Below are 2,870 nucleotides of genomic sequence, written 5' to 3'. Positions count from 1 at the left end.
GCCCCCGCCGCCCGCGCCACCGATGCCTCCCGGGCCGCCCGCACCGCCCGGCGACGCGGGGCGGGCCGGTCCCGCCGCTCCCGCGGAGCCACCGCCCGACCCGCAGGCCCGTCTCCCGTACGGGGACCCCGCCACCCCGCCGATGCCGCGGCACGCCCCGCCGGTGCCCGGTCATGCGCCGGCGGTGCCCGGCCCCGCGGCGGTGACCGACGCCCCGCCGCCGCCCGTCGACCCGCGGGTGGCGGGGTACGGAGCGGCCGCCGGCGCGGGCGCGGAGCCCGGTGCGCCGGCTCCCGAGCCCGGTGCGCCCCCTGCACCGCCCGGTGCGACGGGGCCGACCGGTACCCCCGCCCACGGCACCCGGCTGTGCACCGCCTGCCGGTCCGGTGCCATGGACGCCGACGGCTACTGCCTGCAGTGCGGCCAGGCCCAGCCCCCCGCCCGCGACCACATGGAGAGCGAGGTGGGCGGTGTCGCGGCGGTCAGCGACCGCGGCCACCGCCACCACCGCAACGAGGACTTCTTCGCCCTGCGGGCCGCCGCGCTCCCGGACGGCAGCCCCGCCGTGGTCGCGGTGGTCTGCGACGGCGTCTCCTCGGCGACCCGCCCGGACGCGGCCTCCACCGCCGCGTCCGAGGCGGCCGGTGAGGCGCTGCGGGCCTCCCTGCCACGCGGTACGCACCCCCAGCAGGCCATGCACGAGGCCATCATGGCGGCCTCCTCGGCGGTCGACGCGCTGGCCGCCGACGACGCGCCCGCGCAGGACGAGCACCGTCAGCAGAACGCTCCGGCCTGCACCTTCGTTGGCGCGGTGGTCGGCGGCGGCCTGCTGACCATCGGCTGGGTCGGCGACAGCCGCGCCTACTGGATCCCCAACGACCGCACGGCGCCGCCCGCCCGGCTCACCGAGGACGACTCCTGGGCCGCCCAGATGGTCGCCAACAACCTGATGTCCGAGGCCGAGGCCAACGCCGACGAGCGGGCCCACGCCATCACGGGCTGGCTCGGCGCGGACGCCTACGAGGTCGAGCCGCACACCGCCACGTTCAAACCGGACGGTCCGGGCATCGTCGTGGTGTGCACCGACGGGCTGTGGAACTACGCCGAGACCGCGGAGCAGATGGCCGCAGCGCTGCCGTACGACGCCCCCAGCAGGCCGCTGGACGCCGCCCGGGCGCTGGTCACCCACGCCCTCGACGGCGGCGGGCACGACAACGTAACAGTGGCGCTGGTGCCGTTCCCCGCACCGGCCGGGCGGGCAGGATCGGCCTGACCTGCTCACCACCGAATGAGCCGGACGCCGGTGGGCGGCGCGGCCCCCGCGCCCCGCACGACGCACCACGGTCCCGGCACCACGCACCACGGGCACCGGCCGGCCGGTCACGGCGTCTCAAGGAGCGCAACGGATGGCCCACTTCGCCAAGTCCCCTGTGCCGCGATTCTCCGCCGAGGTCCACCAGAACCCCTACCTCCCTGAGGGCGGGCGTGAGGTGCACGCCGTCGTCACGGTCACCGCGACCGGAGGCGGGACGACCGGCGGCCGGCCGGTGCCCGCGGGCGGCGCCGGCCGGCCCGACGCCGGCGTGGTGATCATGGTGGACTGCTCCGGGTCGATGGCCCATCCGCCGGCGAAGCTGCGCGGCGCCCGCGAGGCGACGGCCGCCGCCCTCGACGCCGTGCGCGACGGGGTCGGCTTCGCGGTGGTGGCCGGTACCCACCGGGCCGTCGAGGTCTACCCCGGCGGCGGCCGGCTGGCCGTGGCCGGCGCACACACCCGCGCCCGGGCCGGGGAGGCGCTGCGCGCACTCGGTGCGGGCGGCGGTACGGCCATCGGGAGCTGGCTGCGGCTGACCCAACGGCTGCTGTCGTCCACCGGGGCCGGCATCCGGCACGCCATCCTGCTCACCGACGGCCGCAACGAGCACGAGTCGCCGCAGGAGCTGCGCGCCGCCCTGGACGCCTGCCAGGGCTCCTTCACCTGTGACGCCCGCGGTGTCGGCACCGACTGGGAGGTCAAGGAGGTCACCGGCATCGCCGCCGCGCTGCTGGGCACCGCCGACATCGTCGCCGATCCGGCCGGGCTGACCGCCGACTTCACACGGATGATGGAGACGGCGATGGGCAAAGAAGTCGCCGATGTCGGGCTGCGGCTGTGGACCCCGCTGGGCGCCGAGACCGTCTTCGTCAAGCAAGTGGCGCCCACGGTGGCGGACTTGACCGGCCGGCGCCGGGAGTCCGGGCCGCGGTCGGGGGACTATCCGACCGGCTCCTGGGGCGACGAGTCCCGCGACTACCACCTCTGCGTCCGCGTTCCGGCGGCCGGCGTCGGCCAGGAAATGCTGGCCGCCCGTGTGTCATTGATCATTTCCGGGCCGGACGGCGACCCGGCCGGGCCGTCGCCGCGGCCGCTGTCGCAGGCGCTCGTGCGGGCGGTGTGGACGGATGACGCGGCCGCCTCCACCTCGATCAATCCGCAGGTGGCGCACTACACAGGACAAGCGGAACTGGCACAAGCGATCCAACAGGGGCTCGATGCCCGCAAGTCGGGCGATACCGGTGGTGCCATGGCGAAGCTGGGCCGCGCGGTACAGCTGGCCCGAAGCTCGGGCAACGAGGAGACTGCGAAACTCCTTGCGAAGGTGGTGGACGTCGTCGATGCGGCGACCGGTACTGTGCGACTGAAGGCGACGGTCGCCGAGGCGGACGAGAAGACTCTCGAAACGCGCTCGACCAAGACCGTTCGCGTGAAGAAATAGCCACGATCAGTACCGAGCAGTACCACCGCGAGAAATCGGTACGGAGGGGGAAGAACCGACATGCCGACCTGCCCGAGCGGCCACCAGTCGGTGGCCGAAGACTGGTGCGAGGTG

Annotated in this window: 2 protein-coding genes; both read left to right on the top strand. The window is 75.3% G+C overall.

What is annotated here, in order from left to right; all coding sequences use genetic code 11:
* Window positions 1-1,273: PP2C family protein-serine/threonine phosphatase (locus EST54_RS33575; protein WP_244942681.1), on the top strand; the 1,273-nt coding region annotated here is incomplete at its 5' end.
* A gap of 133 nt (window positions 1,274-1,406) precedes the next feature.
* Entirely contained in the window at window positions 1,407-2,756 is a 1,350-nt protein-coding gene (locus tag EST54_RS33570; protein ID WP_129251445.1) for a vWA domain-containing protein, read from the top strand.
* Window positions 2,757-2,870 lie beyond the last annotated feature (114 nt).

The sequence above is a fragment of the Streptomyces sioyaensis genome (assembly GCF_004122735.1).
Taxonomy (GTDB): Bacteria; Actinomycetota; Actinomycetes; order Streptomycetales; family Streptomycetaceae; genus Streptomyces; species Streptomyces sioyaensis.
Note: the sequence above shows the minus strand (reverse complement) of the source record. Positions and strands in the feature narration are given on the sequence as shown.

Coding starts and splice junctions, on each gene's coding strand:
- EST54_RS33570 (WP_129251445.1), top strand. CDS start 1,407: ATGGCCCACTTCGCCAAGTCCCCTGTGCCGCGATTCTCCGCCGAGGTC.